18 protein-coding genes are annotated in these 24,644 nt (G+C 43.7%); 15 read left to right on the top strand and 3 right to left on the bottom strand.

The genetic code is table 11. The features are described from left to right. Positions 1-6: 6 nt before the first annotated feature. From OCV61_RS08435 to OCV61_RS08510, 15 genes are all read left to right on the top strand, one after another. Positions 7-852 (top strand): VirB6/TrbL-like conjugal transfer protein, CD1112 family, encoded by an 846-nt coding sequence (locus OCV61_RS08435; protein ID WP_470257581.1) that lies wholly within the window; start codon positions 7-9, stop codon positions 850-852. A gap of 18 nt (positions 853-870) precedes the next feature. Further along, entirely contained in the window at positions 871-1,305 is a 435-nt protein-coding gene (locus OCV61_RS08440; protein WP_055230816.1) for a PrgI family protein, read from the top strand. Then, the gene (locus OCV61_RS08445) at positions 1,265-3,652 is read left to right on the top strand and encodes a VirB4-like conjugal transfer ATPase, CD1110 family (RefSeq protein WP_055230817.1); all 2,388 of its coding nucleotides are present in this window, start codon (positions 1,265-1,267) and stop codon (positions 3,650-3,652) included. Before OCV61_RS08440 ends, OCV61_RS08445 begins: the two co-directional genes overlap by 41 nt. 3 nt (positions 3,653-3,655) lie before the next feature. Then, entirely contained in the window at positions 3,656-5,356 is a 1,701-nt protein-coding gene (locus OCV61_RS08450) for a C40 family peptidase (RefSeq protein ID WP_158421460.1), read from the top strand. Between the two features lie 19 nt (positions 5,357-5,375). Beyond that, positions 5,376-5,633 carry a DUF4315 family protein gene (locus OCV61_RS08455; protein WP_055230819.1) on the top strand — a complete coding sequence of 86 codons (258 nt, stop codon included), beginning with the start codon at positions 5,376-5,378 and terminating at the stop codon, positions 5,631-5,633. Further along, entirely contained in the window at positions 5,623-6,303 is a 681-nt protein-coding gene (locus OCV61_RS08460; protein WP_055230820.1) for a DUF4366 domain-containing protein, read from the top strand. The genes OCV61_RS08455 and OCV61_RS08460 overlap by 11 nt, the downstream gene beginning before the upstream one ends. Positions 6,304-6,489: 186 nt before the next feature. Further along, positions 6,490-7,686, top strand: a complete 1,197-nt coding sequence (locus tag OCV61_RS08465) for an ATP-binding protein (RefSeq protein ID WP_055230821.1) — start codon at positions 6,490-6,492, stop codon at positions 7,684-7,686. Between the two features lie 139 nt (positions 7,687-7,825). After that, a complete protein-coding gene (locus OCV61_RS08470) occupies positions 7,826-9,904 on the top strand; it encodes a DNA topoisomerase 3 (protein WP_055230822.1) in 2,079 nt (692 codons plus the stop codon). After that, positions 9,901-10,737: an LPD16 domain-containing protein gene (locus OCV61_RS08475; protein WP_055230823.1), complete on the top strand. Its 837-nt coding sequence runs from the start codon at positions 9,901-9,903 to the stop codon at positions 10,735-10,737. The genes OCV61_RS08470 and OCV61_RS08475 overlap by 4 nt, the downstream gene beginning before the upstream one ends. 12 nt (positions 10,738-10,749) lie before the next feature. Beyond that, positions 10,750-11,352, top strand: a complete 603-nt coding sequence (locus tag OCV61_RS08480; RefSeq protein WP_055230824.1) for a YodL domain-containing protein — start codon at positions 10,750-10,752, stop codon at positions 11,350-11,352. Continuing rightward, positions 11,349-11,558, top strand: a complete 210-nt coding sequence (locus OCV61_RS08485) for a transposon-transfer assisting family protein (RefSeq protein WP_055230825.1) — start codon at positions 11,349-11,351, stop codon at positions 11,556-11,558. Before OCV61_RS08480 ends, OCV61_RS08485 begins: the two co-directional genes overlap by 4 nt. A gap of 16 nt (positions 11,559-11,574) precedes the next feature. Further along, positions 11,575-19,734: an SNF2-related protein gene (locus OCV61_RS18765; RefSeq protein ID WP_055230826.1), complete on the top strand. Its 8,160-nt coding sequence runs from the start codon at positions 11,575-11,577 to the stop codon at positions 19,732-19,734. After that, positions 19,734-20,066: a plasmid mobilization protein gene (locus tag OCV61_RS08500; protein ID WP_055230827.1), complete on the top strand. Its 333-nt coding sequence runs from the start codon at positions 19,734-19,736 to the stop codon at positions 20,064-20,066. Before OCV61_RS18765 ends, OCV61_RS08500 begins: the two co-directional genes overlap by 1 nt. Then, positions 20,045-20,464 carry a hypothetical protein gene (locus OCV61_RS08505; protein WP_195255137.1) on the top strand — a complete coding sequence of 140 codons (420 nt, stop codon included), beginning with the start codon at positions 20,045-20,047 and terminating at the stop codon, positions 20,462-20,464. Before OCV61_RS08500 ends, OCV61_RS08505 begins: the two co-directional genes overlap by 22 nt. Before the next feature lie 72 nt (positions 20,465-20,536). Then, the gene (locus OCV61_RS08510; RefSeq protein ID WP_055230829.1) at positions 20,537-21,934 is read left to right on the top strand and encodes a relaxase/mobilization nuclease domain-containing protein; all 1,398 of its coding nucleotides are present in this window, start codon (positions 20,537-20,539) and stop codon (positions 21,932-21,934) included. A gap of 87 nt (positions 21,935-22,021) precedes the next feature. On the opposite strand, the gene OCV61_RS08515 is transcribed toward OCV61_RS08510, so the two are convergent. The 3 genes from OCV61_RS08515 to OCV61_RS08525 are packed head-to-tail and all read right to left on the bottom strand — an operon-like array spanning position 22,022 to position 24,632. Continuing rightward, the gene (locus OCV61_RS08515) at positions 22,022-22,687 is read right to left on the bottom strand and encodes a hypothetical protein (protein WP_055230830.1); all 666 of its coding nucleotides are present in this window, start codon (positions 22,685-22,687) and stop codon (positions 22,022-22,024) included. Beyond that, positions 22,684-23,766, bottom strand: a complete 1,083-nt coding sequence (locus OCV61_RS08520; protein WP_158421461.1) for an ABC transporter permease — start codon at positions 23,764-23,766, stop codon at positions 22,684-22,686. Before OCV61_RS08520 ends, OCV61_RS08515 begins: the two co-directional genes overlap by 4 nt. After that, on the bottom strand, positions 23,763-24,632 hold the full coding sequence (locus OCV61_RS08525) for an ABC transporter ATP-binding protein (protein ID WP_158421462.1): 870 nt from the start codon (positions 24,630-24,632) through the stop codon (positions 23,763-23,765). The genes OCV61_RS08520 and OCV61_RS08525 overlap by 4 nt, the downstream gene beginning before the upstream one ends. Positions 24,633-24,644: the final 12 nt, after the last annotated feature.

The raw sequence follows: 24,644 nt of genomic DNA on the forward strand, positions 1-24,644 counted from the left end.
CAACAGATCACAGACTGGCTGAAAGAAATGCTTATTAGTGCCATTATGGGAAATCTGTCGGGGATGTTTGAGTCCGTCAACAATCAGGTTGGCGAGATAGCAACCTCCGTGGGCAGAACTCCGGAGAGTTTCTCTCCGGAGATTTTTGCTATGGTTCGCAACATCTCCGAATCAGTAATTATTCCCATAGCAGGCTTGATTTTAACATTCATAGCCTGTTATGAGCTGATTCAGCTGATAATTGACCACAACAACCTTGCTAATTTTGAAACCTGGATTTTCTTCAAATGGGTTTTCAAGACCTTTGTTGCGGTCATGCTCATCACCAACACATTCAATATTACAATGGCGGTTTTCGATGTAGCACAGCACGTTGTAAATGCCAGTGGCGGCATTATAGCCGGTAACACAGCCATAGACGCTTCTGGACTGGAAGCGCTGGAAGAAACGCTTCAGGGAATGGACTTAGGTCCTCTGATTGGCTTGTTGCTGCAATCTTTCGTTGTGCAGATTACAATGTCTGCCCTTGCCATTATCATTTTTGTCATTGTTTATGGCAGAATGATTGAAATCTATTTAATGGTGAGCCTTGCACCCATTCCATTCTCAACTTTTGCAAATCGTGAACAAAATCAGATCGGGCAGAACTATCTGCGCTCTTTATTTGCTCTCGGTTTTCAGGGCTTTTTAATCATCATCTGTGTTGGTATTTATGCGGTACTGGTACAGTCCCTTGCATTTACAGATGATATTATTGCGGATATCTGGGGAATCATGGGCTACACCGTATTGCTCTGCTTTACCCTGTTTAAGACAGGAACACTTGCAAAGAGCGTATTCAATGCACACTAACAGAGAGGAGGTGTTTGTTTGGCAGCATATATCCCTGTCCCTCGTGACCTGACGAGGGTAAAATCTAAGGTGTTCTTTAACCTGACAAAACGACAGCTTATTTGCTTTGGGGCAGCGGCGCTCATCGGAGTGCCGTTTTTCTTTTTTCTCAAATCTTTTGGCAATGTCAGTTTGGCAGCATTGGGCATGATTATCGTCATGCTTCCACTATTCTTTCTCGCAATGTACGAAAAGGATGGACAGCCGCTTGAAGTTATTGCACACCATTTCATTCAGGCGAAGTTTGTACGCCCCAAAATCAGACCGTATCAGACCGATAATTACTATGATGTACTGTTTCGTCAGTACCAGCTTGAAAAGGAGGTAGAACGCATTGTTTTTCCAGAAGAAAAAACAGACAAGAGAAATAAAAATGCCTGCCCATCTCAATCGAAAGCAGCAGAGAGAAATTAAAGCTGTTGTCGAACGTGCAAAAAAAGATAACGGGATTCCGCAGACTGCTCAACAGTCTATCCCGTTTCAAAGGATGTTCCCCGATGGAATTTGTCGTGTGACGGATAACTATTACACCAAAACTATCCAGTATCAGGACATCAATTATCAGCTTGCCCAGCAGGAAGATAAAACTGCTATTTTCGATGAATGGTGCAGCTTTCTGAATTTCTTTGATAGTTCTATTCATTTTGAACTATCTTTTATGAATATGGGAACCGATGCAGAGAGCTTTGAAAAGAGTGTCCGTATCCCATTTCAGAAAGATGAGTTCAATCCCGTTCGTGCGGAGTACAGTCAGATGTTGAAAAAACAGCTTTCTCAAGGAAACAACGGTTTGACTAAAACAAAATATCTGACTTTCGGTATCGAGGCAGAATCCATGCGTCAGGCAAAACCGAGACTGGCTCATATCGAAAACGACCTTCTCAACAATTTCCGCCGTTTGGGTGTTGTGGCAACTCCGATGGACGGCAAAGAGCGTCTGCGTCTGATGCACGCTATGTTCCACATGGGGGACGATGATAAGTTCTTTTTTGACTGGAAGTGGCTGGTAGAGTCCGGGCTTTCCGTAAAGGATTTCATTGCCCCTACCGCCTTTGCATTCAAAAACAACCGAACTTTTCAGATGGGCAGTTTGTACGGTTCTATGTCTTTTCTATCCATTTCGGCATCTGATCTCAGTGACCGGATGCTGGCAGATTTTCTGGATATGGAATCCAGTCAGATTGTTACTATACACATTCAGTCGGTAGATCAGACCGCTGCTATCAAAACCATTAAGCGCACCATCACCGAACTTGATCGTAGTAAAATTGAAGAGCAGAAGAAGGCGGTTCGTTCCGGATATGACATGGACATTATCCCAAGCGATCTCGCCACCTATGGCAGGGATGCCAAAGCTCTGCTGAAAGAGCTGCAAAGCCAGAATGAGCGTATGTTCATGGTCACGTTTCTTGTTATGAATACCGGACGCACAGAGCAGGAGCTGGAGAACAATGTGTTTCAAGCACAGAGCATTGCTCAGAAGCACAACTGTAATCTGCGTCGATTGGACTTCCAGCAGGAACAGGGGCTGATGAGCAGCCTGCCCCTGGCGCAGAACCTGATTGAAATTCGCCGTGGATTGACTACAAGTTCTACGGCTATTTTTGTACCGTTCACTACACAGGAACTGTTCCAGAACGGCGGAGAAACGCTTTATTATGGTCTGAACGCACTGTCCAACAACCTGATTATGGTGGACAGGAAGAAACTCAAAAACCCGAACGGACTGATTCTTGGTACTCCCGGTTCTGGTAAGTCCTTCAGTGCAAAACGTGAAATCACCAATGCTTTCCTGGTAACTGACGATGATGTTATCATCTGTGATCCCGAAGCAGAATATACTGCCCTGGTTCACAAGTTCCACGGACAGGTCGTGAAAATCAGTTCTTCCAGCACCAACTATATTAATCCGATGGATATTAATATCAACTATTCAGAGGACGACAATCCGGTGGCATTGAAAGCAGATTTTATCCTGTCCCTTTGTGAGTTGATTGTAGGTAGCAAGGACGGATTGCAGCCGGTCGAAAAGACGGTCATTGACCGTTGTGTGCATCAGATTTATCAGCGATATTTTGATGATCCCAAACCGGAGAATATGCCTATTCTGGAGGACTTGTATAATGCCCTTTTGAAGCAGGAAGAAAAGGAAGCGCATCATGTTGCAACTGCCCTTGAAATCTATGTTAAAGGTTCTCTGAAGGTGTTTAATCACCGAACCAATGTAGATATTCAGAATCGTCTGGTGTGTTACGACATTAAGGAACTGGGCAATCAGCTGAAAAAAATCGGGATGCTGGTTGTACAGGATCAGGTCTGGGGACGTGTCACCCAAAACCGTAATGCAGGAAAATCTACTCGATACTATATCGACGAGTTCCATTTGCTGCTCAAAGAGGAACAGACCGCAACTTATTCCATTGAAATTTGGAAGCGATTTCGTAAATGGGGCGGCATTCCGACCGGTATCACCCAGAATGTAAAAGACCTGCTTCGTAGTCCGGAGATTGCCAACATCCTAGAAAATTCGGACTTCATCTATATGCTCAATCAGGCAAGCGAGGACAGAACCATTCTGGCTCAGCGCCTGAATATCTCTCCCCATCAGCTCTCCTATGTCACAAACTCCGGTGAGGGCGAAGGACTTTTGTTTTATGGCAATGTGATTCTTCCGTTTGTTGACCGGTTCCCGAAGGACATTGAGCTGTACCGTATTATGACCACCAAATTGTCTGAGGTATCCAAAGAAAAGGAGGGGTAATAGATGGCGAAAAGACCTACCCGACTCCGTTTTACTGAGGATGATTTGTCCAGCGATGCGGTAAAAAAGGCTGCTGGAAAAGCGGAAAAAGCCGCAGCGAAGGCAGAAAAGGCAGTGGATAAAATCACTCCAAAGAAACACCGCAAGTTGCGGCAGGAAGCTGATGTTTCCGCTAGCAGAACTGCAAAACTTCGTTTTGGCAAGGCAAAGGCAGATGATATTCCCCCAAAGCCTTCCGGTATCAAACGAACGGTAACTCATGCACCGGTAGATACCCTGTCTGCGAATGTCCATAAATCTATCTCTCGATATGAAGATGATAATGTGGGCGTTCAGACAGCCCATCAGACAGAGCTTGGTGCGGAAACTGCTTACCATATTGCCGATCATGCGGTTTACAGTCATAAGCTGAAAGCCTATGACAAGGCAGAAAAGCTGGTGAGCAAATCAGATAAAGCAAATGTGAATGCACTGTTTGAAAAGTTTAAAAAGGACAATCCCAATGCTTCTTCCAATCCTCTTTCACGATGGCGGCAAAAGCATAACATCAAGAAAGAATATGCCGCAGCACGAGCCGGAAAAGGCGGAAAGGCTACGGCAAAGGGTGCAGGAAAGACTGCAAAAGGAGTAAAAAGTCTGACACAGAAGATTGCCGATTTTTGTGTATCACACAAGACCGCATTGCTCTGGGTTTTGGCAATAGGGCTGTTATTCATGGTCATATCTGGAATGTTCTCCGCCTGCTCTACCATGTTCCAGGGCGGTACTCAGGTAGTGTTGGGGACTTCTTTTACTGCGGAAGATGAGGATATTTTGGGGACAGATGAAGATTATACGGCTTTAGAAAATGATTTGCGAAGCCAGGTGGACAATATTGAGTCCACCCATCCGGGATATGACGAATACCGTTATGCTCTCGATGAAATCGGACACAACCCCTATGAGCTGGCAGCTTATCTGACGGTTGTTTTTGAGGACTATACACGTGAAGAAGTACAGGCAGAACTTGTTAGACTATTTGAAGAACAGTATGATCTTGAACTTGATGAGGAAGTTGAGATACGCTCTTATACTACTACCGATGAAGATGGCAACACATCAACTGTTTATTATGAATATCGTATTCTGAATGTTACCCTGACCAACTACGGACTTGGCAATGTAATTGCATCTTCTAGACTGACCGCAGAGCAATGGGAACGATATAAGGTGCTGTTGGAAACGCTAGGTAATCGTTCTTATTTGTTTGGTGAAGATGTTTCCTCTGCCCCTGGAGGTGGTGGTGAATACACTGACTACGATATTCCAGGTGAAGCACTGACGGACACTGCTTTTGCCAACATGGTTAGAGAAGCTGAAAAATATTTGGGGTATCCCTATGTTTGGGGTGGTTCTTCCCCTTCTACCAGTTTTGATTGTTCTGGATTCGTCAGCTGGGTCATCAATAACTGCGGCAATGGATGGAGTGTCGGCAGACAAACTGCGAACGGGCTTAAAAACCTCTGTGATATTATTCCGCCTTCTGAAGCAAAACCAGGAGATCTGATTTTCTTCCAGGGAACCTACAACACATCAGGAGCTTCTCATGTAGGTATTTATGTGGGCAACGGGATGATGATTCACTGTGGTGATCCGATTTCTTATGCTTCCATCGAAACAAATTATTGGCAGCAGCACTTTTACTGCATTGGCAGAATCCCTTAAGCTGCCGGAAAGGAGAACTATGGGCGCAAAATTAGAAAGGCTTGGTGCTGAACTTGCAAAGGCACGAAAAAAGAAAGCGGAATGGGATTCCAGGGTAAAGGATTTGGAGCGCAGATACCGTGAGGAGGAAAACTCCGAGATTCACGAGATGGTACACGCCGCCAACCTGACCCCTGACCAGCTTTCCGAACTTCTTAAAATGTTTGCGGAAGATTCCGCACCAAAACCGGAAACGATTCAATCTGTAACAGAGGAGGAAACTACACATGAAAATTAAGTATTTGGGCGCTACCTGTATGGCGCTGCTTTTGAGCATCGGGATATTTTCCACAACGGCATTTGCCTATGCTTCTGAGGCTCCTGCTGAAACTACGCAGGAGCAGACAGAAGAAACCGTACCGGAAACCAGTGAGCCGATGAAGCCGCTTACACCGGATGGCAATATGACACTGGTGGATGATGAAGGAGAACACCCTTCTGAGGGAAAACAGTTTATCACCGTTGTAACAAAAACTGGGAATTATTTTTATCTCATTATTGATCGTGATGATGAGGGTAAAGAAACAGTTCACTTTTTGAATCAGGTCGATGAAGTTGATCTGATGAAGCTGATGGATGAGGAAGAACTGGAGCAGCTGAAACCTGTTGAGGAAACCAAGCCAACTCCTGAGCCGGAAACCAAGCCGGAGACTGATACTGAAGTTCAAGAACCAGAGCCGGAGCCGGAAAAGAAACCCAATGTTCTTCCTGCTATTTTGACAATTCTCCTGCTTGCTGGTGGCGGCGGATTCTATGCTTTCAAAAAACTCAAGGGTAAGAAAGAAGAAAAAGCCCAGGAAAAGCCCGATCCGGATGCTGATTATGTGGACGATGACGAGGATTATGGCTATGACGAGGAAGATGATGGCGACATCATTTCCGACAGTGAGGACAAAGAACTGGTGTAATTGAAGTCTGGCATTGAGCCTGGGGCAATCTTCGGATTGCCCTTTACATACACACTTTCAGAAAACAAATATTTTCACGTTTTTGAAAGCGGCATCTTGCATATACTATTTGAGGATTGTATAATGAGAGTAACAGTTTAATTTCAAAACTCAAAAAATTATCAACTTTTGAAAGCGGGTGGATATATGAAAACGATTGTGCGAAAAAAATACCTCGATAGAATCATCGAGTTAAATGGTACGCCGGACATCAAGATCATCACAGGTATTCGCCGTTCCGGTAAGTCCAAGCTGATGCAGGCATACATGGAACACCTGAAAACAAATTGCGAGAATATCAATATCATCTTCATTGACTTCATGGATTTGGAATTTGAAGAAATCAAGGAATATCACGCTCTCCACTCCTATGTGGAGCAGCATTATGCAGAAGGCAAAACCAATTACCTCTTTATTGACGAAGTTCAGATGTGTCCGAAGTTTGAGTTGGCTATTAACAGCCTTTATTCCAAAGGCAAATATGACATTTACATGACCGGTTCCAATGCCTTCCTGCTGAGTGCTGACCTGGCAACCCTTTTTACCGGACGATATATTGAAATCCATGTGTTCCCATTCAGTTTTCAGGAATACTGCAAATACTACGATAATGTCACCGACAAGGATAAGCTCTTTGATGAATACTCTTTCAAAGGTGGTTTGGCTGGCTCTTATGCCTATCCAAACGACAGAGATCGAATCACCTATATCAAGGAAGTATATGAAACCATTGTTACAAGAGATCTGGTGCAGAAATACGCTTTATCTGATACAACCGTTTTGCAAAGACTGAGCGAGTTCCTGATGGACAATATCAGCAATTTGACTTCTCCGAACAAGGTCAGTCAGCTTTTGAATGCGAATGATATAGCGACAAGTCACGTAACGGTGGGCAAATATATCAAATATCTGTGCAACGCTTTTGTTTTCTATGATATTAAGCGATATGATATTCGTGGCAAGAAGTATCTGGAAAGCTCCGAGAAATTCTATCTGTGTGATACGGGGATTCGTTATGCAATCCTGGGCAGCAGAAATATGGATTACGGCAGAGTTTATGAAAATATGGTCTGCATCGAACTTCTGCGCCGTGGTTACGATGTTTATGTTGGAAAGCTGTATCAGAAAGAAATTGATTTTGTAGCCCAGAAAGGCAGTGAGAAAATCTATATTCAGGTCAGCGACAATATCTCCGGGCAGGAAACCTTTGAAAGAGAATATTCTCCATTGTTGCAAATTCGAGATGCGTATCCGAAAATGATTATCGCACGAACCAGACATCCAAAGTACAGCTATGAAGGGATTGAGATTCACGATATTGCAGAGTGGCTGTTACAGGAATAAATAATTCCGTTATCTCCGTCATTTGAAAAAAGAATGACGGAGATATTTCATCAATGAGGGAGATAACCCCCTGTTACATAGCAGTCTTACATTTCGGTGTATGGCTGCTTTTTTATTTTCCAGAAAGGAGCAGATGCAAATGAAATTAGTATTGGCTGAAAAGCCATCAGTGGCACAAAGTATTGCAAAGGTATTGGGTGCGACAAAGCGTGAGGATGGATACCTGGAGGGAAACGGTTATGTAGTCAGTTGGTGTGTGGGGCATCTGGTAGAGCTGTCACAGCCTGAAGCCTATGACGAGAAATATAATAAATGGGCGTATGCAGACCTTCCTATTTTTCCGGATCAGTGGAAATATCAGGTGTCTGCTAGTACCAAAAAGCAGTTTGGAATTCTCAAAAAACTGATGGCAAGAAAAGATGTAGAGAGCCTTGTGTGTGCGACAGATGCCGGTCGAGAGGGAGAACTGATTTTCCGTCTGGTTTATCAGCAGGCTGGATGTCGAAAGCCCTTTGAAAGACTCTGGATTTCCTCTATGGAGGATTCCGCTATCAGAGAGGGATTTGAGCAGCTGAAACCGTCAACAGAATATGATGCTTTGTACGAAGCGGCATTATGCCGGGAGCGAGCCGACTGGTTGGTTGGAATTAACGCTACCCGGCTTTTTTCTACCCTTTATGGACAGACGTTGAATGTGGGTCGGGTTATGACGCCCACTCTGGCAATGGTCGTGATGCGTGAAGCTGCAATCTCAGCTTTTAGACCTGAGCCTTTTTATACAGTAGAACTGGCTTTTCAGGACTTCACTGCATCTGGCGAGCGGATGAAGCAAAAAGTTCTTGCGGATGATGTTGCCCGGAAGTGTGTTGGTTCGGTTCTGAATGTCACAAAGGCAGAAAACAAGGAAAAATCTGAAAAGCCGCCTGCCCTGTATGATTTAACTTCTTTGCAGAGGGATGCAAACCGGGTGTTGGGATTCACAGCACAGCAGACACTGGACTATACCCAGAGTCTATACGAGAAAAAACTGGTCACTTATCCCCGTACTGACAGCCGTTATCTGACAAGTGACATGAAGGATATGCTTCCGGAATTGATAAAGTCGCTTTTCAACATTTTCCCTGTGGAGGATGTGAAAAACGTTCCGGTTCATGCGGCGCAGGTTATCAATGACAAGAAAGTTTCTGACCACCACGCCATTATCCCCACCAAAGAAGCCATAAAATGCAGCCTGGATGATCTGCCAAAGGGTGAACAGGCAATTCTCAGGTTGATTGCCACCCGCCTGTTTTGTGCGGTCGGTGAGCCTTTCCGGTACAACGAAAGCGTGATTGAACTTTCGGATGGAAATTATATCTTTTCTGCAAAGGGCAAAACAACAGTACAGTCTGGATGGAAAATTTTCTCCGGAAAACCTGCTGATAAGGATAAAGAGGGTGAAAAGCAGCTCCCTTCTCTCACAGTTGGTGAGGGCTTGAGTGTTTATTCCACTGAGGTAAAAGAAGGAAAAACATCACCGCCCAAGCATTTTACAGAAGACACCCTTCTGCAAAGTATGGAAACTGCCGGTGCAGATGAAATGCCGGAAGATGCGGAGCGCAAGGGATTGGGGACACCGGCGACTCGTGCTGCTACGATTGAAAAGCTGGTACGAATCGGTTTTTTGGAACGTAAAGGTGATAAGAAAACCAAGCACCTGATTTCCACCCATAAAGGAACCGCTCTGGTAACCGTGATGCCGGAACAGATTCAATCTCCATCCATGACCGCTGACTGGGAAGAAAAGCTGCTCATGATTGAGCGTGGAGAATATGACAGCAATGCTTTTCTGAAAGAAATTCAGGATATGATTTCTGCACTGGTGCAGACCTATGAAAAGGTAAAAGGGTCTGATGTGCTTATGGCAAAGGAAGTGCAGACAGTGGGTGTTTGCCCTGTCTGTGGCAGTTCCGTCACAGAACGGCAGAAAGGATTTTTCTGTTCCAAAAGAGAATGCCATTTCGCTCTATGGAAAAACAGCCGTTACTTCGAGAGCATCGGAAAAAGCCTGACATCAGCGGTGGCACAAAAGCTCTTGTCCAATGGAGAGGTTAAGCTCAAAGGATGTAAATCTGCTAAGACCGGCAGAATGTACGATGCAACCGTTGTAATGACAGTAACGGAGGAAGGGAAACCGCAGTTTAATATGAATTTTGAGAACGGAGGAAAAAGTAAATGATGAATGAGTTTAATCCGGATGGCAAGGACATTCGGTTCATTGACAGCCATTATAGAGATTTGTTTCGCATCCCGGATGGCGGAACGATTCAGGTACACTACTCCGATGATTCAGTAGTCATTAAGCCCTGCAAGTTTATTGATGAGTACCATACACAGATTGGAAACAATGTGTTCCACATCTGCCAGTTTGCAGAACTCCTGGAGCGTAACGGAAGCTATTGTCAGGCGGAACCGGAAATCATGGGTGATGAAGCTGCATGGCAGGTTGGGCGAGATCAGTATCTTGCAATCCAGACCTGTGAAGATGGTTATGACTATACGCTCTTTGATAAAGAATTTCATGAGATTGATGGCGGTCAGTTGGACAATCCAGAGCTGTCTATGCTGGAAGCACGAGCTGAAATTCTGGCTGGATTTGGACTTCAGATGAGAGAACTGCGAGTACAAGTATATGAAGAAGTCATGGAAAAAGCAGAGGCTGTTGAAGCTGTAAATGCTTCTTTGCTTGACCTGGCAAAACAAATTGACCAGTTCTCTGATGAGTACGATCACTATGAATATGCTGACAGAGTTGATGATAAAAAGAGCAACATTGTTGAGATTTATCATGATCTCACAAATGGAAACGCTGCTCCGTACCGAGATTTTTTAGAACAGGTTATTGAAGATTCGGATGAAATTTCTGTGGTACAGGCAGCAACACAGTTAAAGAATGAGTTGGATAAGGCGGTTTCTCGACCTAAAGAATCCGTAATTGATCAGTTAAAACAGATTTCGGGACAGACAGTACCATCTAAAATGTCGCACAGTTTTAAGGAACCCGAAAGATAAGGAGGATAATCTATGTCACAGGAAAAGATTGAACGTTGGAATGAAGTCGATGGCAATCTCGATAATGGTGAAAAGCTGCAAGCATTTTTGGACAGTACCACGGATGCGTATGCGATTTTGCAGCTGCGCCGTACAGATGAAACCGTTTATGAACGCTTTGAATCCTATGAAGCCCTGAAACGTCAAGGAAAAGAGCCGAACATTGACCATTATGATGTGGTTTATGTGGCTCCGCTCTCCTCTTATACTGACCAGACTGCCATGCTGGAAGGGCTGTACACAAAGTTTAATGTGGAGCGTCCAGAGGATTTCCGGGGGCACAGCCTGTCCGTCAGCGACATCGTGGCACTGAAAACCGATGCTGTGGTATCTTTTCACTATGTGGATTCTATCGGCTTTCAGGAGCTTCAGGGCTTTATGAAGCCGGAGAACTACCTGAAAAATGCAGAGATGGCGATGGAGGACGATTATGGGATGCTGGATGGCGTTATCAATAATGGCAAAGCACCTGCAACGGAAGAACGTTCTTCTGTATTGGCACAGCTGAAAGAACAGCCTGTTCTGGATAGTCCCCATAAACCGCCCAAAGCCCGAACAGAGAGGGAGATGGAATGATGGATTTAACCATTGATGAAAAAATGCTGATACTTCTGTACAGCCCAGGAACCAGAATGGGGCTGTATGGAGCATTACAGCAGATGAAAGAGCAGCTTGAGGAGGATGAAACAGAATTGTTGGATTTGACCAACTCTGTTTTGCAGAAGTTATCAGATATGGATGATGAAGTCTTTGAAAAGCTGAGTCTTTCTCTGGATTTATAAAGATTGGAGGGAAATAATGAATCCGAAAGAGAGGTATTATTCCGGTGTGGCAAGAGAAACGATCCATAGAATTACTGCCAACCGAGAAAACTGGACTTCTTTTCTGGCAACGATGGCTCGAAATTATGATTTCACCTATCCAGAACAGGTGATGATTTATGCGCAGCGTCCCAATGCTACACTGTGCAAACCTTATGAGGAATGGAACACAGACCAGTATCGGCGCTATGTGAAAAGGGGTTCCACTGGTATTGCCCTTTTTGTGATGAACCAGGATAAACCGTATCTGCGTTATGTCTTTGATGTGGCGGACACAGGTGTGCGTCGTTCTTCTCCGTCAATTACGCCGTGGAGAGTGACCGATGAAAACCGCCGTTTTATAATGGATGAGATGGAACGTGTCTTTCAGGTTCCGTCAGAGGGAATTCTGGAATATCAGCTGGAAAATATTGCAATCAACCTTGCCAGAGAGTATTGGGACGATTTCAAAAAGCCGATCCTCGACATCGTTGCAGATAGCTTCCTTGAGGAGTATGATGAATATAACATCGAGGTAGCATTTAAGACCGCAGTGGCAAATAGTGTCTCCTATGCGATGTACAGCCGTATTACCGAGAATCCGGATAACTATTTTGAGCATGAAGATTTTCAAAATGTATTCGACTTTAATACCCGTCAGACGGTAAATGCTCTGGGTACGGCGGTCAATGCAGTCAGCTCTCGAATGTTTGGAGAAATCGAAAAAGCCATAGAAGCCTTTGAACAGACAAAAACCGTGGAAAGGAGCCATGATTATGAACGAAATGACTTACACACAGGTCGGGGATTACCGGATTCCGGACATCGAACTGAAGAACACCGAAACGAAACCGTTGGGCAAGTACGGCAGAATGCGGAGGGCGTTTCTGCAAGAGAACAATCCGATGTTGCTGAACGATCTGATTCTCAGCGAGCAGCTGTTCCCGCATCTCCAGGAGATCGACGAGACAGCGCACCGCAGAGTGGAGCAGCTGATGACAGAACTGCTGGAGAAGAATCCGGCACCGGACAAAGCAACACAGCAGATGGCATGGGTGAAGCACATGAACAGCCTGAAAGCACAGGCAGAGGAAATCGTGACAGCGGAGCTTATCAACAGCTGAGTTTGAACCTTTTCCTTTCAGAATCAGAACAAATCAGCTTTATTGACGAAGCAGAGAGCAAAACGCTCTCTGCTTTTTCTTTATCTGAAAATCAGATCGACCAGGTGCTTACTGTTGGCGGAAATGAAGCTAATCTCCGAATGATGGTGGCACTGGAATATATGAAAGGAAAATCCACAGAGGAGATTGCAAAGCGTCTGCCTGCACTCTATCGTGGCAGCAATGGCTTTAAATTGGATAGTCATGAGGTCAGCGCATGGTTTGATGAGCAGTGTATTCATCTTGCCAGAGGAAAGACTGCCCGTTTTGCACCGTCCAGACAGATCGTATCCTGGCAGGAAGCCGCCGAGCGTATCGGTAAGTTACTGGAGAATGGCGAGTATGCCACCAATGTAGAGTTGGTGGAGGCTCCGGGTTATGAGAGAACAAAGGTCGCAGAATCTCTTTGGTATTTGTATCATGATCTTTCTGATAATGCCAGAGAACAAGGCTTCTTCCCTTCTTTACAGGAAGTCCGCAGTGTGGGATTTCCGGCAGAAACAGCAGAGCTGGCTGAAAAGCTGAATGATAGTCAATTCAGAGCCGGACTGAAAGCTGAATATCAGAACTTTTTACAGGCACACAATGAGGATTCTTCTTTGCTGCGATTCCATTATCACAAATTGGAACGCTTGGCACAGCGACTGGATGAGCTTGATCTGCCACTCAGAGAATATCAGAGCAGTATGACCATGCCACCTCTTGTCCGTCAGTTTATTACGGATGATGAAATCAATGAATCCCTGTCCGGGGGCAGTGGTTTCTCTGGTGGAAAAGCCCGTATTTATGAGTATTGGCAGAAAGGACATTCTGCAAAAGAAAAAGCGGACTTTTTGAAAAATGAGTATGGGACAGGCGGTCGTTCTCATGCGCTTTCCGGTGCTTCTGGCAGTGGTGAAGATCACGATGCCAAAGGAATCCGATACACCAAAAGCGGCTGTGATAAGGTGCAGCTGTCCTGGACACAGGTTGCCAATCGCATTGATTCGTTGATTAAGCAGGAGCGTTATATTTCTCCTGAAGTTTTGAAAGATGTTCAACAAGAACGAGCATCGGATATAGAAAACGAGCCGAATCCTGTGGGACGCATTGAATATCTTGGAACAAATGGCAGACCGGGTGAAGTGATTGAATATACTGATCCGGAACAGTTTATCAAGAATATTGAAGATGAAACATTCTATGGTGTTCCATTCACTGTTGTTCTGTATCGGGACGAACAGGGAAACACCATCCCACAAGATTTTCTCAGCGAACTTGACCCACCGCCGAAAGGCTTCCGTGTGGAAGATGCTCCGGTAATCGACTTGGAGGAAGAAGCACCCTCTGTGGATGAAGCAGAAGAAAGCCCGTTTGTTGCACAGGTCATGCGTGATGTAGAAGCTATTGCTGCCGAAGAAGAATCCTATGAGCGATTCAGTGTGATTGAAACAGAAAACGGTTATGCTGTCTGGGATGATATTCGGGATGAAATCTATGTAGATGATGAGGGTGTCAGTGAGGAATTCACCAGTGAGTGGCAGGCAAACGATTATTTGCAGGAAGTCAAAAAAGCGGTTTCTGCCAAAGAATCTGCGGAGTGGCTGTACAATGAACGCTCTAAATTTGAAGCAACACAGGAACCGGTTTATCAGGTGGGTGACACTGTTTTTCTGGAGGGAGAAGCATACAATATCACTGCCATTGGAACTACTGATGTACAGTTGCTGCCTCCAGGAATGGTGTACCCAATTTATCGGGCGGAAAGCAAAGAGAATTTTGAACGCCTTTTAAGACAGGATGAACGCAATGCCCGATTTATTTCAGGTGAAGAACCGGAAAAAACTGTTGCCACAGCTGAGCCGGAACATTTTATCGACCATTACTATGTGGTAGAAGATTTGCAGGTTCGAGGGGCGCTTCAGCTCAAGGAGTACAGCACATTCGAGGACGCAATGAGAGCATACAAGTCCCTTCCATCTGAAAGAATGAAAGCTCTGGGAGTGCAAAACACACGGACTCCATTCCCCGGTAGCCTGGATCTGATTCAGTGTAAAGATGGCGAAGATAAACTTGTCCAGGACTACACAAAAGTTGCTGGTTGGGAAAACCCTGAGATTCTGGACTTGGTTCAAAAAATTGAAACTGCAATTCAAACAAAGGAAAGTCCCGATATTCCAGCAATCAATTTTCACATCACAAATGACCATCTTGGCGAGGGCGGAGCGAAAGCAAAATTCAGAGCCAATATGGATGCAATCCGTGTCCTAAAAGAATTGGAGTTTGATGAGCGAAATGCTACTCCGGAAGAACAGGAAATCCTTTCCCAATATGTCGGTTGGGGTGGGCTTGCAGCTGCTTTTGATGAAAACAAGGCAAGCTGGGCTGAGGAGTTCAGAGAACTTTATACAGCCCTGTCTCCGGAAGAATATGCCGCAGCACGAGCTAGTACCCTGAATGCCCACTATACCAGTCCTACCGTCATTCGTGCCATCTATGATGCGGTCGGACAGATGGGATTTGAAACAGGAAATATTCTGGAACCTGCAATGGGTATCGGTAACTTTTTCGGTATGCTCCCTGACGCCATGCGAAACAGCAATCTCTATGGAGTGGAGTTGGACTCCATCAGTGGGCGTATCGCTCAGAAACTCTATCCTAACGCTGAAATCAAGGTGGCGGGCTTTGAAACTACGGATCGCCGGGATTTTTATGATTTGGCAGTCGGCAACGTTCCGTTCGGCAACTATAAGGTTTCGGATAAGCCCTATGATAAGTTGGGGTTCTCTATTCATAACTATTTTTTCGCAAAAACGCTCGATCAGGTTCGTCCGGGCGGTGTGGTTGCATTTGTGACCAGCCGTTTTACGATGGACTCAAAAAATTCTGATGCCAGAAAATATATGGCACAGAGAGCGGAACTCCTGGGAGCCATTAGACTGCCCAATACGGCATTTAAGGCAAACGCCGGTACAGAGGTTGTATCTGACATCATTTTCCTGCAAAAGCGTGACCACCCCATCGACATCATGCCGGACTGGGTGCAGCTGAATACTACACCGGATGGTTACACCATGAACAGCTACTTTGTAGAGCATCCGGAAATGGTTTTGGGAGAACTTTCTATGGAAAGTACCCAATATGGTAAGGATGATCTCACAGTCCGTCCCCGTGAAGATATGGAACTGGCTGACCTTCTTCGTGAAGCTGTTACCCGTATCGGTGGCACTTATGCTCCTGCGGAGCTAACTGAAGAAGCAAACAGCCAGGAAAAAGAACAGATTACCATTCCTGCCCGCCCAGATGTGAAAAACTTCTCCTACACGGTTGTAGACGATGAGGTATATTTCCGGGAAAACTCTGTCATGCGTCTGGTAGAGCTGAACGACAAAGCCAAAGAACGTGTCAGCGGCATGGTGGAACTTCGCCGCATTGTAAATGAACTGATTGAATATCAGCTGGAGGACTATCCGGATGATATGATTCAGGCAAAACAGGTAGAGCTGAATGCTGCCTATGATGCGTTTACCGCAAAAAACGGGTTAATCAACAACAGAGCCAACAGTCAGGCTTTTGCTGATGATTCCAGCTATTATCTTCTGTGTTCACTGGAAAACTTGGATGAGGATGGTCATCTCAAGAGCAAAGCGGATATGTTCACTAAGCGTACCATTAAACCGGAACGTAAAGTGAACAGCGTGGATACACCGTCTGAAGCACTTGCGATTTCTATTGGTGAGCATGGCAAGGTGGATTTGCCTTATATGGCAGAACTGCTGGGGACTCCCGGCGAATATGATTCCATTAAAACCGAGCTGCAAGGTGTGATTTTTAAAGACCCAATGGCTCCGGATGACCCTGTTTCGGGCTGGCAGACAGCCGATGAGTATCTTTCCGGCGATGTGAGAAGTAAGCTGAGGATTGCACAGATGGCTGCACAGAAAGACAGTTCTTTTGAAATCAATGTGCAGGCACTGGAAAAGGCGCAGCCGAAGGATTTGGATGCTTCTGAAATTGATGTCCGTCTGGGCGCAACATGGATTGATTCTGCCTATATCCAGCAGTTCATGCAGGAAACTTTTGAAACTCCGTATTATCTCCGCCGCACGATTGAGGTCAAATTTTCGGAACTGACAGCAGAATGGAGAATCAACGGAAAGAGTTCTCCGAGCCAGAATGATGTGGCAGCATACACGACCTATGGTACGGAACGTGCCAACGCCTACCGTATTTTAGAGGAAACTCTGAATCTGAAAGATATTCGTATCTACGACACCATTGAGGATGCGGATGGCAAGCAGAAGCGTGTGCTGAACAAAAAGGAAACTACTCTGGCACAGCAGAAACAACAGGCAATCAAGGATGCGTTCCGAGACTGGATTTGGAAAGACTCGCACCGCCGTGAAGCACTTGTGACCAAGTATAATGAACTGTTTAACTCCACCAGACCTCGTGAATACGATGGTAGCCATATCCGATTTGGTGGCATGAATCCCGATATAACCCTTCGGGAACACCAGCGAAATGCCATTGCCCATGTGCTGTATGGTGGGAATACCCTGTTGGCACATGAGGTTGGTGCGGGCAAAACCTTTGAAATGGCGGCTTCCGCTATGGAAAGTAAACGCCTGGGACTGAGCCAGAAGGCATTGTTTGTTGTTCCCAACCATCTGACCTTGCAGTGGGCAAATGAATTTCTTCATCTGTATCCCAGTGCCAAACTTCTGGTGGCAACCAAAAAGGATTTTGAAACGGCAAACCGCAAGAAATTCTGTGCGAGAATTGCCACCGGTGACTATGATGCAGTCATTATCGGTCACAGTCAGTTTGAAAAAATCCCTCTTTCTCCGGAACGTCAGGAGCGCCAGCTGCGTGAACAGATTGATGAGATTGAGGGAGCGATTGCAGAACTCAAATATCAGAACGGCGAGAATTTCACCATCAAACAGATGGAGAAAACGAGAAAATCCCTGCAAACCAGACTGGATAAACTTCTCTCTACTGACAGAAAGGATGATGTTGTTACCTTTGAACAGCTGGGCGTTGATCGGCTGTTTGTAGACGAGAGCCACGCTTTCAAAAACCTCTTTTTGTACACAAAAATGAGGAATGTCGCTGGTCTTTCCACTTCGGAAGCACAGAAATCTTCGGATATGTTTATGAAGTGCCGCTATATGGATGAATTGACCGGCGGGCGAGGCGTTATCTTTGCAACAGGTACTCCCGTATCGAACTCCATGACGGAGCTTTATACTGTTATGCGATACCTTCAGTACGGCACACTTCAAAAGAAAAATCTGACCCATTTTGACTGCTGGGCATCTACCTTTGGTGAAACAACCACCGCTATTGAGTTGGCTCCGGAAGGAACCGGCTATCGTGCCAGAACCAGATTTGCAAAGTTTTTTAATCTTCCGGAACTCATGAATATGTTTAAGGAAGTTGCGGATATTAAAACCTCCGACCAGCTTCACCTCCCAGTGCCGGATGCGAAATTTGAAACGGTTGTTGTGCAGCCTTCTGATTATCAGCAAGACATGGTAGCAGACCTTTCGGAACGTGCAGCGGCGGTTCATTCCGGTATGGTTGACCCATCCGAGGACAATATGCTCAAGATTACCGGCGATGGAAGAAAGTTGGGGTTAGATCAGCGTTTAATCAATCCTCTGTTGCCAGATGACCCGGAAAGCAAGCTCAATGCCTGTGTGCAAAATGTGCTGCGGATTTGGGAAGAAGGAAAAGCTGACAGGCTGACCCAGCTTCTGTTCTGTGACCTCTCCACCCCGAAAAACGATGGCACGTTTAATGTTTATGATGACATCAAGGCGAAGCTGATAGCAGCCGGTGTGCCAGAGAAAGAAATTGCATTTATTCACGATGCAGATTCTGAAGCAAAGAAAAAAGAATTGTTTGCAAAGGTGCGTACTGGTCAGGTTCGTGTGCTGATGGGCAGTACACAGAAAATGGGAGCCGGAACAAACTGCCAGGATCGCTTGGTGGCGCTTCATCACTTGGATGTGGGCTGGCGTCCATCTGATATGACCCAGCGAAATGGTCGAATTATCCGTCAGGGCAATCAAAACAAGGAGGTTCAGATCTATCAGTATGTAACCGAGGGAACTTTTGATGCGTATCTTTATCAGACACTGGAAAACAAGCAAAAATTCATTTCTCAGATTATGACCTCGAAATCGCCTGTCCGTTCCTGTGATGATGTAGACGAGCAAGCTCTGTCCTATGCCGAAATTAAGGCTCTGTGTGCCGGGAATCCGTTGATTAAAGAAAAAATGGACTTGGACATTGATGTGGCAAGGCTTAAGGTTCTAAAAGCTGACCATCAGAGCCAGCAGTATCGCATGGAAGATAAACTCCTGAAATACTTCCCTGCGGAGATTGAAAGGCAGACAGGCTATATTCGTGGATTTGAAGCAGACATCCAAACGGTTACAACTCATCCGCAGATTGTGGAAGGATTCTGCGGTATGGAAATTTTGGGCAAGCACTATATGGAAAAAGAGGATGCCGGTGAAATGATTCTTGCCGCCTGCAAGGAGATGAAAGCGACCGAGCCAATCCCTCTTGGCAGTTATCGTGGTTTTCAGATGGAACTTTCCTTTGATAGTTTCCGGCATGACTTTGATATTACCCTGAAAGGCGCTGTAAGCCATCGTGTATCGCTTGGAACTGATGCCAGGGGAAATATCATCCGACTGGATAATGCCCTCTCCAGCATCCCTGAGAAGCTGGAGAAAGCCCATGAACAGCTCACCAATCTTCAAAATCAGCAGGAAGCGACCAGAGCGGAACTAGGAAAACCCTTCCCACAGGAAGCGGAGCTTGCTGAAAAAAGTGCTCGTCTGGCAGAACTGGATGCGGCTCTTAATATGGAGGACTCCATGCCGGAGCGTGAGGAAGCAGAACAGGCAGATAAACCTTCTGTGCTGGCAGATCTGAAAGCCAAGTCAGAGCATATTCCTCCATATCGAGCATCTGGTGGGCGTGAGGAGGTGCTGTAATGGGCAGACGGGACCAGGATGTTCACTTCCTGGCATCGAAAGAGGAAGTACAGCGAATCCATGAAAAAATGGATGAGCTAGGTATCCGGAGCATGGGGGCATATCTTAGGAAGATGGCTCTGGATGGATACTGCATCAACCTGGATTTACAGGATGTGAAAGAGCTGGTTTCCCTTCTGAGAAGATGCAGCAACAACCTGAATCAGTATGCTAAAAGAGCCAATGAAACCGGCAATATTTATGAGTCGGACATCAGGGATTTGCAGGAACGATTGGAGGAAATCTGGACAGACATGAAGGAGGTGCTGGTGTGCCTGTCCAGTATTCAGTAATCATAAAAATGGGCTGTGGCAAGAAAATTGCCGCAGCCGTACATATTGACATCATTGTGTTTTATTTTTCAAAACAGTATAATGAAGATAAGAAAGGGGTGTGTTTCTATGAGGTTTCTGAAATTTGTAGGGAAAATGGTCTTAAAGCTGGTTGCGTTGCCTGTGCTGTTCGTATTAGGTCTGATTTGCCTTCTGGCAAAACTTGTCGTGAATGTTTCTTCCTTTGCCATAGGAGCACTGATCTTATATATTCTTGGTTGCTGCATTTACTGCGTTTTTCAATCTCTGTGGTTGCAGCTTGGTCTATTGGTTGGAATTGGGCTGGCGGTTTATGCGGTGTTGTTCCTGTTTGTCCTGTTCCAAGAAATCGGAGAACATATCAAAGAAAACCTACGTGATTTTATCTTTTCATAAAATTACCAATAAGGCTGCCTGCGGGCAGTCTTATTTTTTGAGAGGATGGTGAGAAAATGGCAGCAACAAGACTGATTGCCCTTCATATTAACAAGGGAAAAACGGTAGCACAGTGTCTGGCAGATCGTACAGATTATTCCCAAAATGCTGCGAAAACAGAAGATGGAAAATATATCAGCTCTTATGAATGTGACCCCAAAACAGCCGATGAAGAATTTCTCCTGACCAAAAGACAATATCAGCATATCACAGGCAGACAGCAGAAAAATGACATCATTGCCTATCAGATACGCCAGTCATTTAAGCCGGGAGAGATTACTCCAGAAGAAGCCAACCAAGTCGGATATGAAACAGCAATGCGTTGGACAAAAGGAAAACACGCCTTTATCGTGGCGACACATATTGATCGTTCTCATATCCATAACCATATCATTTATAACTCCACTTCTCTGGACTGTACCCGTAAATTCAAGAACTTTTTTCTTTCCGGGCTTGCGGTTCAGCGATTAAGCGATATGGTTTGTATTGAGCATGGCTTATCAATTATAGAGCCAAAGCCATACCGGGAACGAGTCAAGAGAACGATCTATCCGAAAAAGCGTACCAAGCGTGATGAGCTGTGTGCGGCAATCGACCAGATATTAAAAAAGAAACCAAAAGATTTTTCGGATTTTGTTTTTCAGCTTTCAGAGCTGGGGTATGAATTTAAGGATGGAAAGCAACCGGCTTTCCGGCATAGTGGGGAGAAGCGATTTATTCGTCTGCGCTCTCTTGGAGAGGGATACAGTCAGGAGGATATAATTGCAATTCTGTCCGGTAAGTCTGTTCAGAAAGCATCCAGAGCAAGCAGGCAGGTTCATACTCAAAGAGAGTTTAATCTGCTGATAGATATTCAGGAAAAGATGGCAGAAGGTAAATCAGCGGGCTATGAGCGGTGGGCAAAGAAATATAACCGCAAAGAAGCTGCCCGAACGGTTTGCCTTTTGAAAGAAAAAGGCATCAGCAATTATGAAGAATTGACTGCCTTGACAGAACAGCTCAGTAGCCGCTTTGCAGAGCTATCTGATACTATTAAAGCCAATGAAAAAAGAATGGTTGAGATTGGAGCATTACAGACTCACATCAACAACTATTCAAGAACCAGATCGGTGTATGAAGCCTATCGCAAATCTGGATACAGCATAAAATTCTTTGAAGAACATCGAGAAGAAATCCAAATTCATAAAGCGGCAAAGAAGGCGTTCGATCAGCTTCCTGGTAAAAAGGTTCCTACTAGACAATCTTTGAATGAAGAGTATCATCGCCTTTTATCAGGAAAAAAGGAAGCTTATGCCGAGTACCGACAAGTGAAAAAGGATATGCAGGAATACTTGATTGCAAAACAAACTGTAGAACATATTCTTGGTATTGATCGGAAAAATAGGATTATAACGCAACAGCAAAATTTGGATTAGTATATTTTAAATTGTAGGACAAAAATGGGAAATCGTAAAAACCATAGCGTTTTAACGATTTCCCATTTTTATTCATAATAATGTTATTTAACGATAAAAGCATTTTCTTATTTTATCACCAAAATAGAAGGGACTTCTTGTGCATAAAAAGCAATTTACGAGAATTAACCCCACCGTAATGATATAAATAAGTACTAAGTGCTTTTCATAAAAAGTAGGATTAGCTATAAATGGAAACGGATTTATAATTGATTCTGTTTGGCAATTGATATTCCAATATAGCCAGAAAATACCAGAAAATCCATAACCAATATAAACGTTGCTAAAGATCGTACTAATTGTCATGGATATAGCTGATACAAACAAGCAACCACCTATCACGATTGCGATGGCATTTATTATAGAAATAGGTTCAGCAGACACTTCGCCTTGAAATTGCTGTATTATCCGAAAGATGATATTTTCTACAATAACAAAAATAATGAGAAGTGCCACTGTAATCAAATATCGTTCTACAAAAAATTTGATCGGTTTTTTATTTGTCAAATACATTATTTCTTCGGTATGACTTTCTTTATATAATAAGTTAATATCAGAAAAAAGAACAATACCTACGAATGGCATATAAATTGACGATACGTTTACAAAATCAAAATATGTTGGAACATACATGACCAACGGTATCAATATTACCAATATCAAACAGCTAATCCACTTTATAGGAGAATATAAAATTTTAAATTCATATTTCATATACTTATAACCTTCTTTAAATTAGTTCGTAGCTGCCGATAAACATTACATGACAGCAATAAAAATACAACGCCTAAAACTATATAAAAAGAGCGATTGACAATAAGAGAGCTTATGGTTATGGCATCGCCATCCAAGCGTATGATCGGATTCGCTAGTCTGATCCAACTACTAGTATCATTAAATACACCTGGTGTCATGTTGAATATAATATACAAAATATATATTGGAAATACAGCAACCACTTTTCTTATGAGTAACATAAGAAGCATTATCAAAGAACTAAAAAAGAAAGTAGTCGGCAATAGATATATAACGAAGTAACTGATAAATGGTGTATATAAAACATTATAGCCAGAACCAATAAAGCGAAATACACTAATAAGATTTAATATTAATCCAAACAGATATAGGTATAACATAAAAGGAATAAAAATCCCCAGATAACGATTAAGGATATATTTAGTCGGAGATAAGGGCTGCGCATAAACTACTTCATACATATTGCTTCGATAATCTCTAATAAGCAATAAAAGGAATAGTGGAAAAATCAAAAAGGCAGATATTCCTTGCACATAAGTAATATATTTCTCCATTAAAATAGGACTATATCCTTTTGTACCTAGTTCTGCTTGAATATTACTGTTTACTTCATCCACAGTACCCAACCGATTTCCAAATTGGCTTTTGCTTGCCATCAGCCAAGGAAATATATAGCTATTATCTTTCATAGCTAAATAAATGTCATCAAAGGTATAGTTATCATCTTTGAGCATTGTCAGTACCGGTTCAAATTCTTTTGCATTTTCATCAGATATAGTTCCAGCAGAGATCATTTGCTCCAAATACTGACTTGTCTTCTCTTTTAGCTCTTCGTCCGTGTTGGACACATCAATAAAATCTCGTTCACCAGCACGATCTAGTGCCTGTATATCGCTTTCGCTGTTCACTGGTATGTGGAAGACTTCACTCATTTGCGTAAAAGAGAATACTGTGAGCAACACTAAAGTGATGATAAATGGAAAGCTTGTAATTTGTTTTTTTGATTCAAACCATATTAGCTTAATAGCGTCCATCATTTTCCCCCCTTAATAGTTGTCAAATAAACATAGACTTCTTCTAATGTAGGCTTATATGGTATGCTGCTTGGCTCTGCATCATTTTCACATATTACACTAGCCCGTACTTGCGTATCATCTCGCTTAAAGGAAATCACCGTATGACTTTCTTCAAACTTGTGTAATTCATCTTTTGTATTGAATCTAGCCTCATAAATTTTCCCTTGCACTGACTTTAACAAATCTTCTATGCTGCCAGAGTATAGTAGTTTCCCGTTGTCCAGGATCGCCAACTTATCACATATATACTCTATATCTTCTATAATGTGAGTTGAGAATAAAACAGTATTCTTTTCAGCATATTCGTTTAACAATTTTCGTATTTTTATTCTCTCTTCAGGATCAACTCCTACAGTGGGCTCATCTACTATTAAAACTGGCGGATTACCAAGTATAGCTTGAGCAAGCCCTACCCGCCGTTTCATACCTCCAGATAATTCTTTATATTTTTTCTTTCGCTCATTATATAAATTTACCTTTTCCAGTGTTTCTCCGATGGTTTTCTTATCAAAATCACGCATAATACATATATACTCCATGATTTCAGAAACGGTAAATTCTTTATAAAATCCAAATTCTTGAGGTAAATAACCAATACTGCGCTTGATTTGAGTTTTATTTGCCGGAGTAATGTCCATACCTAATATAGATGCAGTTCCCCCTGTTGGTTCAATAAGTGTCGTTAATATTCTCATAAGGGTAGTCTTTCCAGAGCCGTTTCGTCCTAATAGTCCAAAGATTCCAGTATCAATAGAGAGCGAAACATTATTTAATGCAGTAACTTTATTACTATACTTTTTAGTTAAATTAGAGGTTTCAATAATCATATTTAACTCCTT

It is taken from the genome of Blautia ammoniilytica, assembly GCF_025566965.1.
Taxonomy (GTDB): Bacteria; Bacillota; Clostridia; order Lachnospirales; family Lachnospiraceae; genus Blautia_A; species Blautia_A ammoniilytica.

Excerpts from the sequence above, each read along its gene's own strand:
- OCV61_RS08445 (WP_055230817.1), top strand. The coding sequence starts at position 1,265 with ATGCCTGCCCATCTCAATCGAAAGCAGCAGAGAGAAATTAAAGCTGTT.
- OCV61_RS08450 (WP_158421460.1), top strand. The coding sequence starts at position 3,656 with ATGGCGAAAAGACCTACCCGACTCCGTTTTACTGAGGATGATTTGTCC.
- OCV61_RS08455 (WP_055230819.1), top strand. The coding sequence starts at position 5,376 with ATGGGCGCAAAATTAGAAAGGCTTGGTGCTGAACTTGCAAAGGCACGA.
- OCV61_RS08460 (WP_055230820.1), top strand. The coding sequence starts at position 5,623 with ATGAAAATTAAGTATTTGGGCGCTACCTGTATGGCGCTGCTTTTGAGC.
- OCV61_RS08465 (WP_055230821.1), top strand. The coding sequence starts at position 6,490 with ATGAAAACGATTGTGCGAAAAAAATACCTCGATAGAATCATCGAGTTA.
- OCV61_RS08470 (WP_055230822.1), top strand. The coding sequence starts at position 7,826 with ATGAAATTAGTATTGGCTGAAAAGCCATCAGTGGCACAAAGTATTGCA.
- OCV61_RS08475 (WP_055230823.1), top strand. The coding sequence starts at position 9,901 with ATGATGAATGAGTTTAATCCGGATGGCAAGGACATTCGGTTCATTGAC.
- OCV61_RS08480 (WP_055230824.1), top strand. The coding sequence starts at position 10,750 with ATGTCACAGGAAAAGATTGAACGTTGGAATGAAGTCGATGGCAATCTC.
- OCV61_RS08485 (WP_055230825.1), top strand. The coding sequence starts at position 11,349 with ATGATGGATTTAACCATTGATGAAAAAATGCTGATACTTCTGTACAGC.
- OCV61_RS18765 (WP_055230826.1), top strand. The coding sequence starts at position 11,575 with ATGAATCCGAAAGAGAGGTATTATTCCGGTGTGGCAAGAGAAACGATC.
- OCV61_RS08500 (WP_055230827.1), top strand. The coding sequence starts at position 19,734 with ATGGGCAGACGGGACCAGGATGTTCACTTCCTGGCATCGAAAGAGGAA.
- OCV61_RS08510 (WP_055230829.1), top strand. The coding sequence starts at position 20,537 with ATGGCAGCAACAAGACTGATTGCCCTTCATATTAACAAGGGAAAAACG.
- OCV61_RS08515 (WP_055230830.1), bottom strand. The coding sequence starts at position 22,687 with ATGAAATATGAATTTAAAATTTTATATTCTCCTATAAAGTGGATTAGC.
- OCV61_RS08520 (WP_158421461.1), bottom strand. The coding sequence starts at position 23,766 with ATGATGGACGCTATTAAGCTAATATGGTTTGAATCAAAAAAACAAATT.
- OCV61_RS08525 (WP_158421462.1), bottom strand. The coding sequence starts at position 24,632 with ATGATTATTGAAACCTCTAATTTAACTAAAAAGTATAGTAATAAAGTT.